The organism is Escherichia sp. WS1450 (genome assembly GCF_046487395.1).
GTDB lineage: Bacteria > Pseudomonadota > Gammaproteobacteria > Enterobacterales > Enterobacteriaceae > Escherichia > Escherichia coli.
The window spans coordinates 51,383-65,426 of sequence record NZ_JBJQJO010000020.1; the positions used below are offsets into that span (position 1 = coordinate 51,383).

Genomic DNA, 14,044 nt, shown 5'->3' on the forward strand with positions numbered 1-14,044 from the left:
TAGCCGGGGTCGCACTTTCTACCCCGGCCATATTATTTGCAATAAGGAATAGCTATGCTGAAGATGATTAAAGATTTTAAATTCAAAAAATACATTAAAAAATTACGTGAAGAAGGTTTGTTTTTTTATGTTTCTTTCGGGTTTATATTAACATTGTTAATGGAAGTTGATGACCGATTACCGTACTATCTTCAACAAGACTTCTTTTTTGATACACTTATAGGATTTATGCCAATCAATATATTCTTTGTTTTGATTTGCACATATATATTTTTCAATGCCGTCCATGAGTTTATTTCACCCTATAAATTTCAAAGAATTGGTGAGAAATTTCTCTCTGAACTTGATAAAAGAACACAACAAATTGGCTTTATTATTTCATTTATATGTTTTGGCATGACATTGTTTTGTGCTCTGGCGTGGTTGCTGTTTTTTGAGATGAATACTGAAAGTTACTACGCAAAATATACATTAGATTTTTTGGCTGTTTTTATCATTATGATTTTGTTTTCTTCAGCAGTTAATCCAGTCATGAGAAGAATATTCCAAAAAATAAAGGAATCGGACTCACATGGAAATTCAAAAATAATTCTTATAATTATAATCATTACATTATTGCTACTATTACCAATTGCGTGCATTATCAATAAAAATAAAACAATTGAAATCAACATTAAGAAAGAAACTTATCAGCAAATAAAAGAAAAAACAAAGATGAAACCAGAAGATTATATCAAAAAATTGATTGCTGATATTAAATTCAACTAATATCTATATGTACCCTGGTTTCTTCCTGGGTACATATAAAAAGTTAATATCCTGATTTATTCTCAACATCCTCTATCACTCCACATCCTCCCTGCGTAACCCAATATCCCTCAACCGCTCATCACTCATCTGCTGTAACACCCGCCGGGCCTGCATTTGCCGCCGCCAACGCCTCACCGCCTGCCAGAGTTGCACAAGTCTGATAAACGGCGTTTTGGCTTTGTTTTCGTGAAATTCCATCTGCTGCCTCCTCATCTTTCAGAGGCTTCATCATCCGTCTTCTGGCAGTTCACAATACAGATGCAAATATTAGTTTTATTTAACATACAGACAGGTTAAAACAGCATCTGCATCCGGTTTTTTAGCCTCATCTGTACCGGTTTTTCTCTCTGTATGGTCCACATAAGGAATACAGCATGACGCGTTATCAACATCTGGCGACTCTGCTTGCCGAGCGGATTGAGCAGGGGCTGTATCGTCACGGGGAGAAATTGCCGTCGGTGCGCAGCTTAAGTCAGGAGCACGGCGTCAGCATCAGCACCGTGCAGCAGGCGTATCAGACGCTGGAGACGATGAAGCTCATCACCCCACAGCCGCGTTCGGGTTATTTTGTCGCACAACGTAAAGCCCAGCCGCCAGTGCCGCCGATGACGCGTCCGGTGCAGCGCCCGGTGGAAATTACCCAGTGGGATCAGGTGCTGGATATGCTGGAGGCGCATAGCGACAGTTCCATTGTTCCGTTAAGTAAAAGCACGCCGGATGTCGAAACGCCCAGCCTGAAACCGCTGTGGCGGGAGCTAAGCCGGGTGGTGCAGCATAATCTGCAAACCGTTCTCGGTTATGACTTGTTAGCCGGTCAGCGAGTGTTGCGAGAGCAGATTGCCCGCCTGATGCTCGACAGCGGCTCGGTGGTCACTGCCGATGACATCATCATCACCAGCGGCTGCCATAACTCGATGTCGCTGGCGTTAATGGCGGTGTGTAAACCGGGCGATATTGTCGCGGTCGAATCCCCCTGTTATTACGGTTCGATGCAGATGCTGCGTGGCATGGGCGTGAAAGTGATTGAAATCCCAACCGATCCAGAAACAGGCATCAGCGTTGAAGCGCTGGAACTGGCGCTGGAACAGTGGCCGATTAAAGGCATCATTCTGGTGCCAAACTGTAATAATCCGCTGGGATTTATTATGCCGGACGCGCGCAAACGGGCCGTTCTCTCTCTCGCTCAGCGTCATGATATTGTGATTTTTGAAGATGATGTCTACGGCGAACTGGCGACGGAGTATCCGCGCCCGCGGACCATTCATTCCTGGGATATCGACGGGCGAGTGCTACTGTGCAGCTCGTTCAGTAAAAGTATTGCACCTGGCCTGCGCGTGGGTTGGGTCGCACCGGGGCGCTATCACGATAAACTGCTGCATATGAAATATGCCATCAGCAGCTTTAATGTACCGTCCACGCAAATGGCGGCGGCAACGTTTGTGCTGGAAGGTCACTATCATCGCCATATCCGGCGGATGCGGCAGAACTATCAGCGCAATATGGCGCTTTATACCTGCTGGATACGGGAATATTTTCCCTGCGAAATCTGTATTACGCGCCCGAAAGGCGGATTTTTACTGTGGATAGAATTGCCTGAACAGGTCGATATGGTCTGCGTTGCGCGGCAGCTATACCGCATGAAAATCCAGGTGGCGGCAGGCTCGATTTTCTCGGCTTCCGGCAAATACCGTAATTGTCTGCGCATCAACTGCGCTTTGCCGCTCAGCGAAACCTATCGCGAAGCACTGAAGCAAATTGGCGAAGCCGTGTATCGGGCAATGGAATGAATTCGAAATAGTGGTGAGCCCCCTGATTTCCTCTCACGAATCGCGTGTGACTCGTTTTATCTTTGCAGGGTCATCTCCACGTTCCAGCATGGCTTAGGCAAAATGCGCTTCGTTCATGCCGGATGCCATGTGAACGCCTTACCAGGTCTACAAAATTTTTAAAGTTCAATATATTTAATGGGTTATGTAGACCTGATAAGCGTAGCGCATCAGGCAGCTTTGCGTTTGCCATCAGTCTCTGATTAGTACTCGATCCATGGATCGCGCTTGCTTTCAGGCAAGGGCTGATCTAATGCCTGCATTTGCTCTGCCGAGAGTCCGGTAATCTTTTGTATCCATTCAGGATCTGCCCCATTCTGCAACAACAATCGGAGGAGGCTCCGTTCCCCTTCTACTTTCCCTTCTTTCCTCCCCCTCTCCCTTCCCAACAGCCATCCATCATTATGAATTCGCTCTGCAATCGTCATTATTCGCTCCCTTTGTTGTGGCATTCGACTGGTTAGTTCGCTGATAAACTCTTTAAAACGCGCTTCATCGCCAGTCAGTAAAATGTAATTTAACAGCGCAGTTATCTGGCTGTCATTAGCACACTCTGTAACCAGTAATAATACCAGTTGGTCGATAAGCCCCATCAGATCGCGCTGGCGAATATGCTTTTGGATCAACTCCAACAGGGCGACTCTGCGATGCTGCACAATCTCGTCGTCTGGCACGACAGTGACATCCACCAGCGGGAACGCGGCGGTATAAAGCTTCCGTGCGGTAGCCGGGTCGGCAAATTCGTCCAGCCAGCACAGGGACCAGGGATAAGGACTACGGCTACCGTGATAAAACAGCATCGGGATGACCAGCGGTAGCGGCCGGCGTTTATCATGCTCGATATGGCGCTGCATCACCGCCATGGAATAGCGCATCAGGCGAAAGGCCATATGAATATCCTCACGGCTCTGATGTTCAATCACCACATAGATATAGCCATCACCTTCACGGGTCTCTACCGACCACAGAATATCGGAGTGTAGCGCCCGCAATTTTTCATCGACGAAGCTGGCGGATTCCAGTTTTAAAGTGTCGAGATCGCACAGTTCACGTAAATCTTTAGGTAAATGGATCTCCATAAAATCCCGCGCGGTGTCAGGGTGGGTGAGAAAGGATTTAAATAATGCGTCATGCGGCGTACTGGTCGTGAAGTTTGTCATGGCGATCCGTCACCTGTTGATAAGATGGCCCGACTTTAGCGACTAACAAAACCATTCTCACCCGGCAATTTCCCATTCCCCGAGGTGCTTTCCAGGCTATTTTTATTCTTCTGCAAACGATACATTTTTCCGGAAACAGGCTCGCATTTTACATTTCCTGTACCCGGCAGATATTCCCCCTTTCCACCGCGCTCTTTTGATTAACCGCAAATTTTAATTACACTTAAGGTGTATATTTTCTATGCAACCCATCAATTCAAGAGGTGTAATGTGCTGATGACTATTTGTAATCGTTATACATTCTGACCTGGAGTCAGAAGGTATTTCTCTGTCTGTGTGTTCACAGGCAGTGTGGTTGATTACATGAAATTCAGTACATTTGTCCTTCTCGCCTGCCTTTCGTCATTACCGACGGTATTGAATTTCGTTTTCCCCATTGGGGTTCTCCGGACAAGGAGTTGTTTGTTATGCCACGTTTTTTTGCCCGCCATGCCGCCACGCTGTTTTTCCCGATGGCGTTGATTTTGTATGACTTTGCTGCGTATCTGTCGACGGATCTGATCCAGCCAGGGATCATTAATGTGGTCCGTGATTTTAATGCCGATGTCAGTCTGGCCCCTGCTGCCGTCAGTCTCTATCTTGCTGGCGGTATGGCGTTACAGTGGCTGCTGGGGCCGCTTTCCGACAGAATTGGCCGCAGGCCGGTGCTGATTACCGGGGCGTTAATTTTTACCCTTGCCTGCGCCGCGACAATGTTCACCACGTCAATGACACAATTTCTTATCGCGCGTGCAATTCAGGGCACCAGTATCTGTTTTATTGCCACCGTTGGTTATGTCACGGTGCAGGAGGCGTTCGGACAGACAAAAGGGATCAAGTTGATGGCGATTATCACCTCCATCGTACTGATTGCGCCGATTATCGGCCCGCTTTCCGGCGCAGCTCTGATGCACTTTGTGCACTGGAAAGTCCTTTTTGCCATCATTGCGGTTATGGGTTTTATCTCATTTGTTGGCTTACTGCTGGCGATGCCAGAGACGGTGAAGCGCGGCGCGGTTCCATTTAGCGCCAAAAGCGTCTTGCGCGATTTTCGTAATGTCTTTTGCAATCGGCTGTTCCTCTTTGGCGCAGCAACCATCTCTTTAAGCTATATCCCAATGATGAGTTGGGTGGCTGTCTCGCCGGTGATCCTGATTGACGCAGGCGGCTTAACAACTTCGCAGTTCGCCTGGACACAGGTTCCGGTGTTCGGCGCGGTGATTGTCGCGAATGCCATCGTGGCGCGTTTCGTTAAAGATCCGACCGAACCGCGCTTTATCTGGCGTGCCGTACCCATTCAACTGGTCGGCCTCGCGCTGTTGATTATCGGCAATCTGCTGTCACCGCACGTCTGGCTGTGGTCGGTGCTGGGCACCAGTCTGTATGCTTTCGGGATTGGTTTGATCTTCCCGACCTTATTCCGCTTTACGCTGTTTTCCAATAACTTACCGAAAGGGACCGTCTCCGCATCGCTGAATATGGTGATCCTGATGGTGATGTCTGTCTCGGTCGAAATCGGCCGCTGGCTGTGGTTTAACGGCGGTCGCTTGCAGTTTCATCTGTTAGCCGTTGTGGCAGGCGTTATCGTCGTTTTCACCCTGGCCGGATTGCTTAATCGCGTGCGCCAACATCAGGCTGCCGAGCTGGCGGAGGAGCGGTGATTTTTGCGCGATCCTACCGTCAGGCTCTATTCTTAACGTTATGAATAAACTCATTGAACTCAGACGCGCCAAAATGTTGGCGCTCTCTTTACTGCTTATCGCCGCTGCTACCTTTGTCGTTACGCTGTTTTTGCCGCCCAATTTTTGGGTGAGCGGCGTGAAGGCGATTGCTGAAGCGGCGATGGTCGGCGCGCTGGCGGACTGGTTTGCGGTGGTGGCGCTGTTTCGCCGCGTGCCGATTCCGATCATTTCTCGTCATACAGCGATTATCCCGCGTAATAAAGACCGGATTGGCGAAAATCTCGGTCAGTTCGTGCAGGAAAAATTTCTCGATACCCAATCGCTGGTGGCATTGATTCGACGTCACGAACCGGCGTTGTTGATTGGCAACTGGTTTAGTCAGCCAGAAAACGCCCGCCGCGTTGGTCAGCATCTGTTGCAGATCATGAGTGGTTTTCTTGAACTGACCGATGATGCGCGTATTCAGCGCCTGCTTAAGCGCGCGGTCCACCGGGCGATTGATAAGGTTGATCTTTCTGGCACCAGTGCGTTGATGCTGGAGAGTATGACCAAAAACGATCGTCATCAGGTGCTGCTCGATACGCTGATCGCACAGTTGATCGCCCTGCTCCAGCGCGATAAATCGCGCAAGTTTATCGCCCAGCAAATTGTTCGCTGGCTGGAGAGCGAGCATCCGCTAAAAGCCAAAATTTTGCCCACTGAATGGCTGGGCGAACATAGCGCGGAGTTAGTTTCTGACGCGGTGAATTCTTTGCTTGATGATATTAGTCGCGATCGTGCGCATCAGATCCGCCATGCGTTTGATCGCGCCACTTTTGCCCTGATCGACAAGCTGAAAAACGATCCTGAAATGGCAGCGCGAGCCGATGTCGTAAAAAGCTATCTGAAAGAAGACGAAGCTTTTAACCGCTATCTCAGTGAATTGTGGGGGGATTTGCGGGAATGGCTGAAAGCGGACATCAACAGTGAAGATTCTCGCGTGAAAGAACGTATCGCGCGGGCGGGGCAATGGTTTGGCGAAACGTTAATTGCCGATGATGCCTTGCGGGCGTCGTTAAATGGTCATCTGGAACAAGCCGCGCACCGCGTCGCGCCTGAGTTTTCCGCATTCCTGACGCGACATATCAGCGATACGGTAAAAAGCTGGGATGCGCAGGATATGTCGCGGCAAATCGAGTTAAATATCGGCAAAGATCTGCAGTTTATCCGTGTCAACGGTACGCTGGTTGGCGGTTGTATTGGGCTAATTTTGTATTTGCTTTCGCAGCTCCCGGCCTTGTTCCCCCTCGGCAATTTTTAGAAATCCATGAAAAACTAAGTGGCTAACCGCGAGAGAGATCAAATAAACCACACTAAAAGAATGGTAATAATGTGGCCTCTTTTCATTATCTCCCGTGGTACGGGGAAGGAAAATCATGTCACTTGTCACCGATCTACCCGCCATTTTTGATCAGTTCTCTGAAGCTCGCCAGAAAGGCTTTCTCACCGTCATGGATCTCAAGGAGCGCGGCATTCCGTTGGTTGGCACCTACTGCACCTTTATGCCGCAAGAGATCCCGATGGCAGCCGGTGCAGTTGTGGTTTCGCTCTGTTCCACCTCTGATGAAACCATTGAAGAAGCCGAGAAAGATCTGCCGCGCAACCTCTGCCCGCTGATTAAAAGCAGCTACGGCTTCGGCAAAACCGATAAATGCCCCTACTTCTACTTTTCTGATCTGGTGGTCGGTGAAACCACCTGCGACGGCAAAAAGAAAATGTATGAATACATGGCGGAGTTTAAGCCCGTTCATGTGATGCAGTTGCCAAACAGCGTTGAGGACGATGCCTCACGCGCGTTATGGAAAGCAGAAATGCTGCGCTTGCAAAAAACGGTAGAAGAACGTTTTGGGCACGAGATTAGCGAAGATGCTCTGCGCGATGCCATTGCGCTGAAAAACCGCGAACGTCGCGCACTGGCCAATTTTTATCATCTTGGGCAGTTAAATCCTCCGGCGCTTAGCGGCAGCGACATTCTGAAAGTGGTCTACGGCGCAACCTTCCGTTTTGACAAAGAAGCGTTGATCAATGAACTGGATGCAATGACCGCCCGCGTTCGTCAGCAGTGGGAAGAAGGCCAGCGACTGGACCCGCGTCCACGCATTTTAATCACCGGCTGCCCAATTGGCGGCGCAGCAGAGAAAGTAGCGCGCGCGATTGAAGAGAATGGCGGCTGGGTTGTCGGTTATGAAAACTGCACCGGGGCGAAAGCGACCGAGCAATGCGTGGCAGAAACGGGCGATGTCTACGACGCGCTGGCGGATAAATATCTGGCGATTGGCTGCTCCTGTGTTTCGCCGAACGATCAGCGCCTGCAAATGCTCAGCCAGATGGTGGAAGAATATCAGGTCGATGGCGTAGTTGATGTGATTTTGCAGGCGTGCCATACCTACGCGGTGGAATCGCTGGCGATTAAACGTCATGTGCGTCAGCAGCACAACATTCCTTATATCGCTATTGAAACAGACTACTCCACCTCAGATGTCGGGCAGCTCAGTACCCGTGTCGCGGCCTTTATTGAGATGCTGTAAGGAGTGGCAGTGACATATTCGATTGGCATTGATTCTGGTTCTACCGCCACCAAAGGGATCTTACTGGCAGACGGCGTGATTACGCGCCGTTTCCTCGTTCCAACCCCCTTTCGCCCGGCAACAGCAATTACTGAAGCCTGGGAAACTCTGCGCGAAGGGTTAGAGACAACGCCGTTTCTGACGCTCACCGGCTACGGGCGGCAACTGGTGGATTTTGCCGATAAACAGGTGACGGAAATCTCCTGTCATGGGCTGGGCGCACGGTTTCTTGCGCCAGCAACGCGCGCAGTAATCGACATCGGTGGTCAGGACAGCAAAGTGATTCAGCTTGATGATGACGGTAACCTGTGCGATTTCCTGATGAATGACAAATGCGCGGCGGGCACCGGGCGTTTCCTGGAGGTGATCTCGCGCACGCTTGGCACCAGCGTCGAGCAACTCGACAGTATTACCGAAAATGTCACGCCGCACGCCATCACGAGTATGTGTACGGTGTTTGCCGAATCAGAAGTGATCAGCTTGCGCTCAGCGGGCGTCGCGCCAGAAGCGATTCTCGCTGGAGTGATTAACGCGATGGCGCGGCGGAGTGCCAATTTCATTGCTCGTCTCTCCTGTGAAGCGCCGATTCTGTTTACTGGTGGCGTTAGTCATTGCCAGGCGTTTGCCCGGATGTTGGAAACTCACCTGGGAATGCCGGTAAATACCCATCTTGATGCGCAATTTGCTGGCGCAATTGGCGCGGCGGTAATTGGTCAACGAGTGAGGACACGCCGATGAAAGAGTTTTTATTTTTATTTCACTCCACGGTCGGCGTGATACAAACCCGCAAGGCGTTGCAGGCAGCGGGCATGACTTTTCGCGTCAGCGATATTCCCCGTGATTTACGCGGCGGCTGCGGGTTATGCATTTGGCTGACCTGTCTGCCCGGCGAGGAAATACAATGGGTGATCCCTGGGCAGACCGAAGCGATATATTGCCAGCAGGGCAGCGACTGGCAGTGCGTGGTGCATTACGATTCAGAAGCGTCAACCAGGCAATAAGACCTTTAAATATAACGCGCGGATAATTGGCTGCGCATAATCCTGCATGAAGGAAGTTGTATTAAATATCTCGTCTGCCGTGAAATATTTCCCATCCACAAAATGAGCGATTTTTGATAGCACCTTACTATTTTACGTCTAAAATACATTATACATTTTATTATACTTAAACCCATAATTATGCATAGAGAAATAAAATGATTACCGGGTGAGATAATGATAAAAGATAAGTTTCTGTGCGAAGCTTATCTTTACCCATCCCCCTGATTATTTTAGATTTAGAAGAATATTTCACAATTCAAGGATAAAAATATGGGCTTCCTAAACATATACCAGGATATTTTCCCAACACTCGGCATGTATTCGGGACTAAAAGCTTGCCATGAAATAAACAACCAACCATTTGATATTAACACGGAAATTGAAACCATACAAAAACAAATTAATTATGATATAAATCATTTGAATGATGGTTTGATTAAGCGTGTACTAAATGTTTTTATTCACCTTATCTCTAATCCCGACAATCTCGAATTAACCTTAAATCGATATTCATCAACAACAGAACAAATCATCGCCAATACCAAAAGAAATGGTTTACATGAGTTTGAAATTGACGATCTAAAAATAATATTTAATCGACAAGATGATAATGAAAGCGTATTAACTGTTAAACATAAAGATAAAGATAAAGATATAAGTCATCACTGCAATGTTAAAACAGAGCAATTGCAGCAGTTTATTAAAATAATGGAACAAAAAGCGCAACTACCAATCTATATTGACAAGAACAATTTGAAAGAGAGTATTTTCTCTGTTTTGCACAATGACCCACAACACGTAGATAAAGATCAACACCTTCCCTGTGATAAGTTTTTAAAACATGCCTGCAAAAGTTCAAATTCATTTGAAGTGAAATTAGATGCCACTCATCAATATCAACACCTGAATAATTTCATGATTGCTTTTGACCCAGTAGAAAATCAATTAACCATACGGGATAACAATAACGAGACTGAAACTTTCTCGTTCACAAACCTACAATGGGAAAATGTGCTGCAATACTACAAAGAAAACCAGCAGCAGCCAAATATAGCAGAATCACGGAATCTCACGGATAATAGAGATAAAATTAAAAATACAATATCCACCTCTGAAATTATTGAGTGCGCCTCTCCTGAAATAAGAAGTAGCGTCCTGAACGATCTTTATAGCATTGCTAATTTCCTCCCGGACAATAATCTGCCCCCAAATGAGAGCTGGAAAAGATTTTGTCATACATGCGAGCGCTTTTACGTTGCTCAGAAGAGTATCACTGGAGATAACAGTGAACGTCTTACGCGAAAAGTCTCTATCTCTGATGCAGGAATTACAATGACCTTCAAGATAGGTGATGTTGTCATCAATACTATTAGCACTGCTATCCCTGAAGATGAATCGGGTCAACGGTGTATAGAAGGGTTGAATTTAGCGGGAATGGATTTAACCGGCATAGACTTGTCTAATATGGTTCTAAGGAATGTCAATTTTAATGGCAGCATTCTTAGAAATGCGGATTTCACCGGTACGATCTGTGAAGGCGTGGATTTTACCGATTGTGATCTCCGTTATGCAACCTTTATTGACGCCTCATTAGAAAAAATCGATTTTCGTAAAGTTCGCCACTTGCTTAATATAAATTTTACAAATGCAAATCTACGGAACAGTAACTTCAGCGGAAAAGTTCTCACTGGCGTTAATTTTACTGGAAGTGACCTTAGTAACGCTTATCTTGCACACATAGATTTCACAAAAGTGATTTTCTTTCCGTCATTAATTATTGGAGCAGTATTTGATTATTCCAATCTATCAGAGAAAAATCTTTCAGACAAAGATCTTACTAATATTAGCTGCATGTATACCAATTTTACTAACGCTAATTTAACAAAATGCAAACTCTTTAATACAAACTTTTCGGCTGCAAAATTTGACAATACTAATTTCACTGGTACAGAAGGTTCGAATATTCTATTTAACCATGCATGGTTGTTCAATACGATATTTATAGATACGATTTTTAAAAATGCCTGTTTTTTCAATGCCAAAGTGAATAATGTTTCTCTTAAGAATGCATATATTTACAATGATAATATCGATAAAAAAGCCAATGACAGTACCGAGAAACAAGCCAATGACAGTATCGAGAAACAAGCCAATGACAGTACCGAGAAACAAACCAATGACAGTATCGAGAAACAAGCCAGTGACAGTATCGAGAAACAAGCCAATGACAGTACCGATAAACAAGCCAAGAACAGTACCGATAAACAAGCCAAGAACAGTACTGAGCAACAGGACAGTACCAGTTTTAATGAAGCCCGTTTAAAGAAAGAAGTGAATAGCAATTTTTCCATTCCGGGTTTAACGTCTTATCAGCCAACGTATATAGTTGACGAATAGTTCAATAATCACCCAAACAGAGTGAGTATGGCAGAGGATATAAATTGCTAACCGCCTCATCTATCATTCATGGATGAGGCGCATTTATCAGTCGATGTAAGCTGAAAATGTTCCGCCATCCAGAGACAAACGCCGCAACTCCCCTGCGGCGTTTACTATTTCATCGCCCGCGTTAAGAATTCATTAAGCTTCATCCGTATACTCCTTATCTGTCGCACTGAATTTGACGAGAAAAAAAGCAATAATAAGGAGCAACAAGTTGAAAAAGCGCATCACCTTTATCGTTTTTCTTTGCGCCATCGTGGCGGTGAGCCTGTTTTTTGTGCAATCCTGCGTCCGTAAAAGCCAGCATGTCTCAGGGTTTCAGAATTATCAGGCCACTATCGATGGTAAAGAGATTACAGGAGTAACTAAAAATATCTCCTCACTGACCTGGTCTGCGCAGAGCAATACCTTGTTTAGCACTATCAACAAACCTGCAACCATCGTTGAAATGACGACCGAGGGTAACCTGATCCGCACCATTCCGCTCGATTTTGTTAAGGATCTCGAGACGATTGAATACATTGGTGATAATAAATTTGTCATCAGTGATGAACGTGATTATGCCATTTATGTGATTTCACTTAACGCTGACTCGGAAGTGAGCATCCTCAAAAAAATTAAAATCCCATTGCAGGAAACACCAACTAACTGTGGCTTTGAAGGGCTGGCTTACTCCTCTCAGGACCATACCTTCTGGTTTTTTAAAGAGAAAAATCCGATAGAGGTCTACAAAGTAACCGGGCTATTGCGTAGCGATGAGTTGCATATCAGCAAAGATAAAGCGTTGCAGCGTCAGTTTACTTTGGATGATGTTTCTGGCGCGGAATTTAACCCACAAAAAAATACGTTGCTGGTGTTGTCACATGAGTCACGCGCCCTGCAGGAAGTGACCGTGACAGGTGACGTGATCGGCGAAATGTCGTTAACCAAAGGCAGGTATGGCCTTTCACACAACATCAAGCAGGCGGAAGGGATAGCGATGGATGCCAGTGGCAACATCTATATCGTTGGCGAACCCAATCTTTTTTATCGCTTTACGTCGACAAAATCACGATAACAGTCTGGCAGGTTCTCCTTTTTTGTTATTAACTTGTTAACTCAAAATAATACAAACCAGGCAGAACATGAATTCGACATCGCATCCCGGAGAACGTTTTTCTTTCAGCACCGCGTTATTCGGGATGCTGGTTCTGACCTTAGGTATGGGTTTAGGCCGCTTTCTCTATACGCCGATGCTGCCAGTCATGCTGGCGGAAGGCGAATTTTCCTTTAGCGAACTCTCATGGATCGCCAGCGGTAACTATGCCGGATATCTGGCGGGGAGCCTGCTGTTTTCATTCGGCGCGTTTCATTTACCCTCACGCCTGCGCCCGTTCCTGTTAGCTTCCGCCCTCGCAACCGGATTATTAATCCTCGCGATGGCGTGGCTACCGCCGTTTCTTCTGGTTTTCATCATTCGCTTTCTGGCGGGAGTCGCCAGCGCCGGGATGTTGATTTTCGGCTCAACGCTCATCATGCAACATACCCGCCATCCTTTTGTCCTTGCGGCGCTATTTTCTGGTGTTGGCGTCGGCATCGCTCTGGGCAATGAATATGTGCTGGCAGGCCTGCATTTTGCCCTCTCTTCACAAACGTTGTGGCAAGGTGCCGGAGCACTTTCTGCCATTATATTGCTTGCTCTGGCGCTGCTCATCCCGTCGAATAAACACGTTATCGCGCCAGCGCCATTGGCAAAAATCGCGCAACAACCCATGAGCTGGTGGTTACTGGCGATTTTGTATGGTCTGGCGGGTTTTGGTTATATCATCGTCGCCACCTACCTGCCGCTCATGGCGAAAGACGCGGGCCAGCCTGTGCTGACGGCTCACCTTTGGACACTGGTTGGCTTGTCAATTGTCCCTGGTTGCTTTGGCTGGCTGTGGGCAGCCAAACGGTGGGGAGCATTACCTTGCCTGACCGCGAATTTGCTGGTGCAGGCGATCTGCGTGCTGTTAACTCTCGCCAGCAGCTCTCCTTTATTACTCATCATCAGCAGTATTGGTTTTGGCGGCACCTTTATGGGGACGACCTCGCTGGTGATGACCATCGCCCGCCAGCTTAGCGTGCCGGGAAATCTTAACCTTTTGGGCTTTGTGACACTGATTTATGGTATCGGGCAAATTCTTGGCCCGGCACTGACCAGTATGCTCGGCAACGGAACGTCGGCCCTCGCCAGTGCCACGCTCTGCGGCGCAGCGGCGCTATTTATCGCAGCATTAATCTGCGGGATGCAAATATTCAAATTGCATACGAATTATTCTTAAGTAATTTAACGAATTTAACTTTTCAGTACATCACGTAAAATAATTAAAACATCTTTTTTCTTTGGAGGTACTCAGCCACCGCCGTTATTAATCCTGGTTTAGCAATTCCACGGCTAATTCATTATTTCTGGTC

At 47.0% G+C, this 14,044-nt stretch carries 12 protein-coding genes; 10 read left to right on the forward strand and 2 right to left on the reverse strand.

Annotation, left to right across the window (positions count from 1 at the left end; translation table 11 throughout):
• The first annotated feature begins 54 nt into the window (after positions 1-54).
• Positions 55-768, forward strand: coding sequence for a hypothetical protein (locus tag ACJHYR_RS20035; protein WP_000916450.1), 714 nt, complete (start codon positions 55-57; stop codon positions 766-768).
• A gap of 75 nt (positions 769-843) precedes the next feature.
• On the opposite strand, the gene ACJHYR_RS20040 is transcribed toward ACJHYR_RS20035, so the two are convergent.
• The gene (locus tag ACJHYR_RS20040; protein ID WP_000394274.1) at positions 844-1,008 is read right to left on the reverse strand and encodes a DUF1127 domain-containing protein; all 165 of its coding nucleotides are present in this window, start codon (positions 1,006-1,008) and stop codon (positions 844-846) included.
• A 176-nt stretch (positions 1,009-1,184) separates the two neighbouring features.
• On the opposite strand from ACJHYR_RS20040, the gene ACJHYR_RS20045 reads away from it, so the two are divergent.
• On the forward strand, positions 1,185-2,597 hold the full coding sequence (locus ACJHYR_RS20045) for a PLP-dependent aminotransferase family protein (protein WP_000199306.1): 1,413 nt from the start codon (positions 1,185-1,187) through the stop codon (positions 2,595-2,597).
• 242 nt (positions 2,598-2,839) lie between these two features.
• Here ACJHYR_RS20045 and ACJHYR_RS20050 read toward each other — a convergent pair whose 3' ends face one another.
• A complete protein-coding gene (locus ACJHYR_RS20050; protein WP_000181184.1) occupies positions 2,840-3,796 on the reverse strand; it encodes an Rpn family recombination-promoting nuclease/putative transposase in 957 nt (318 codons plus the stop codon).
• Between the two features lie 467 nt (positions 3,797-4,263).
• Here ACJHYR_RS20050 and mdtM point away from each other — a divergent pair, with 467 nt between their 5' ends.
• From mdtM to ACJHYR_RS20090, 8 genes are all read left to right on the forward strand, one after another.
• Positions 4,264-5,496 carry a multidrug efflux MFS transporter MdtM gene (gene mdtM, locus ACJHYR_RS20055; RefSeq protein ID WP_001137017.1) on the forward strand — a complete coding sequence of 411 codons (1,233 nt, stop codon included), beginning with the start codon at positions 4,264-4,266 and terminating at the stop codon, positions 5,494-5,496.
• A 40-nt stretch (positions 5,497-5,536) separates the two neighbouring features.
• Positions 5,537-6,817 (forward strand): DUF445 domain-containing protein, encoded by a 1,281-nt coding sequence (locus tag ACJHYR_RS20060; RefSeq protein ID WP_001037383.1) that lies wholly within the window; start codon positions 5,537-5,539, stop codon positions 6,815-6,817.
• A gap of 115 nt (positions 6,818-6,932) precedes the next feature.
• A complete protein-coding gene (locus ACJHYR_RS20065) occupies positions 6,933-8,084 on the forward strand; it encodes a double-cubane-cluster-containing anaerobic reductase (RefSeq protein WP_059328236.1) in 1,152 nt (383 codons plus the stop codon).
• Positions 8,085-8,093: 9 nt separating this feature from the next.
• Positions 8,094-8,861 (forward strand): putative 2-hydroxyacyl-CoA dehydratase activator YjiL, encoded by a 768-nt coding sequence (gene yjiL / locus ACJHYR_RS20070; protein ID WP_059328235.1) that lies wholly within the window; start codon positions 8,094-8,096, stop codon positions 8,859-8,861.
• Positions 8,858-9,124, forward strand: a complete 267-nt coding sequence (locus ACJHYR_RS20075; RefSeq protein ID WP_000657671.1) for a DUF3343 domain-containing protein — start codon at positions 8,858-8,860, stop codon at positions 9,122-9,124. Before yjiL ends, ACJHYR_RS20075 begins: the two co-directional genes overlap by 4 nt.
• 312 nt (positions 9,125-9,436) lie before the next feature.
• Entirely contained in the window at positions 9,437-11,563 is a 2,127-nt protein-coding gene (locus tag ACJHYR_RS20080) for a pentapeptide repeat-containing protein (protein ID WP_072837555.1), read from the forward strand.
• 259 nt (positions 11,564-11,822) lie between these two features.
• Complete coding sequence (locus tag ACJHYR_RS20085; protein ID WP_001367691.1) at positions 11,823-12,665, forward strand: SdiA-regulated domain-containing protein; 843 nt, start codon at positions 11,823-11,825, stop codon at positions 12,663-12,665.
• Between the two features lie 67 nt (positions 12,666-12,732).
• Positions 12,733-13,911, forward strand: coding sequence for an MFS transporter (locus tag ACJHYR_RS20090; RefSeq protein ID WP_001089425.1), 1,179 nt, complete (start codon positions 12,733-12,735; stop codon positions 13,909-13,911).
• Positions 13,912-14,044: the final 133 nt, after the last annotated feature.

Coding starts and splice junctions, on each gene's coding strand:
- ACJHYR_RS20090 (WP_001089425.1), top strand. CDS start 12,733: ATGAATTCGACATCGCATCCCGGAGAACGTTTTTCTTTCAGCACCGCG.
- ACJHYR_RS20060 (WP_001037383.1), top strand. CDS start 5,537: ATGAATAAACTCATTGAACTCAGACGCGCCAAAATGTTGGCGCTCTCT.
- ACJHYR_RS20065 (WP_059328236.1), top strand. CDS start 6,933: ATGTCACTTGTCACCGATCTACCCGCCATTTTTGATCAGTTCTCTGAA.
- ACJHYR_RS20040 (WP_000394274.1), bottom strand. CDS start 1,008: ATGGAATTTCACGAAAACAAAGCCAAAACGCCGTTTATCAGACTTGTG.
- mdtM (WP_001137017.1), top strand. CDS start 4,264: ATGCCACGTTTTTTTGCCCGCCATGCCGCCACGCTGTTTTTCCCGATG.
- ACJHYR_RS20075 (WP_000657671.1), top strand. CDS start 8,858: ATGAAAGAGTTTTTATTTTTATTTCACTCCACGGTCGGCGTGATACAA.
- ACJHYR_RS20080 (WP_072837555.1), top strand. CDS start 9,437: ATGGGCTTCCTAAACATATACCAGGATATTTTCCCAACACTCGGCATG.
- ACJHYR_RS20035 (WP_000916450.1), top strand. CDS start 55: ATGCTGAAGATGATTAAAGATTTTAAATTCAAAAAATACATTAAAAAA.
- ACJHYR_RS20050 (WP_000181184.1), bottom strand. CDS start 3,796: ATGACAAACTTCACGACCAGTACGCCGCATGACGCATTATTTAAATCC.
- ACJHYR_RS20045 (WP_000199306.1), top strand. CDS start 1,185: ATGACGCGTTATCAACATCTGGCGACTCTGCTTGCCGAGCGGATTGAG.